Source organism: Streptococcus suis, assembly GCF_046032535.1.
Lineage (GTDB): Bacteria > Bacillota > Bacilli > Lactobacillales > Streptococcaceae > Streptococcus > Streptococcus suis_AK.
The window spans coordinates 1-1,215 of sequence record NZ_JARQPL010000071.1 but is presented as its reverse complement, the minus strand read 5'-3'; the positions used below and the strand labels follow the sequence as shown (position 1 = coordinate 1,215).

Here is a 1,215-nt window from a genome sequence, read left to right as displayed (position 1 = left end):
CAATAGTCAAGTTAATGTTATTACAATTGTTAAAAATTTGGGGTTGAAAAATCCCCATAAACTTATTTTACGAGGAGTAATTTTATGATTCCAGTAGTTATTGAACAAACTAGCCGTGGTGAGCGTTCTTATGATATTTACTCACGCCTTTTGAAAGACCGCATTATCATGTTGACAGGACCAGTTGAGGACAACATGGCAAACTCTATCATTGCACAATTGCTTTTCCTTGATGCTCAAGACCCTACAAAGGATATTTACCTCTATGTTAATACGCCAGGAGGGTCGGTGTCAGCAGGTCTTGCCATTGTAGACACGATGAATTTCATTAAAGCTGATGTTCAAACCATCGTTATGGGAACAGCTGCGAGCATGGGAACCATCATTGCATCAAGCGGTGCCAAGGGCAAACGTTTCATGTTGCCAAATGCGGAATACATGATTCACCAGCCAATGGGTGGAACTGGTGGTGGCACTCAGCAAACAGATATGGCTATTGCAGCAGAACACCTATTAAAAACCCGTAACAAATTAGAAAAAATCTTGGCTGACAATTCAGGAAAAACAGTGAAACAAATCCACAAGGATGCAGAACGCGATTACTGGATGACAGCTGAAGAAACATTAGCATACGGATTTATTGACCAAATTATGGACAATACGAAAGTAAAATAACTGTATAACTTGAAAGAGGTGATTGATTCATCTCTTTTTTATTTGAACATACTCTAGCTTTTCATTTTTATATTAAAATTGTATAATAAACAGAGAGCTATTTAAGAGGAGAAATCATGTTTGAGAAACAGTTACGCACATGTTTAACCATTTACTTGCATTATAATCGTGATGCACGGAAACTCAGTCAATATGGTGATATGATTTACCATTCCAAACGCTTGCGATATGTTTTGGTGTATATGGACCAAGAACTAGTAGAAGCTACCATATTAAAATTGAAAAAGGAACGTTTTGTAAAAACAGTGGTTCCTTCATACATTAAGGAATTAGACCAAAACTTTGTAGGTAATCTATCGAGAGATGAAGAACAATCAGTTGTAGGATAGTCGGAATTAGCAGGTATGTATCCCCAATGGCATTAAGTTAAGCATTTAAGCAGCTAAAGAAACTATTCTCGTCTGAGCAGTTCATGACAAAACGGGAATAGTTTTTGTATTTAGGGCGCACAAAAAGGAGGTTTTTTACCCCTATTTTTCA

2 protein-coding genes are annotated in these 1,215 nt (G+C 37.0%); both read left to right on the top strand.

Features of this window, described 5'->3' with window-relative positions; genetic code table 11:
- Positions 1 to 84 precede the first annotated feature (84 nt).
- Positions 85 to 675 (top strand): ATP-dependent Clp protease proteolytic subunit, encoded by a 591-nt coding sequence (locus tag P7J58_RS11250; RefSeq protein WP_014638366.1) that lies wholly within the window; start codon positions 85 to 87, stop codon positions 673 to 675.
- 116 nt (positions 676 to 791) lie between these two features.
- The gene (locus P7J58_RS11245; RefSeq protein ID WP_105146714.1) at positions 792 to 1,064 is read left to right on the top strand and encodes a YlbG family protein; all 273 of its coding nucleotides are present in this window, start codon (positions 792 to 794) and stop codon (positions 1,062 to 1,064) included.
- The last annotated feature ends 151 nt before the right edge of the window (positions 1,065 to 1,215 follow it).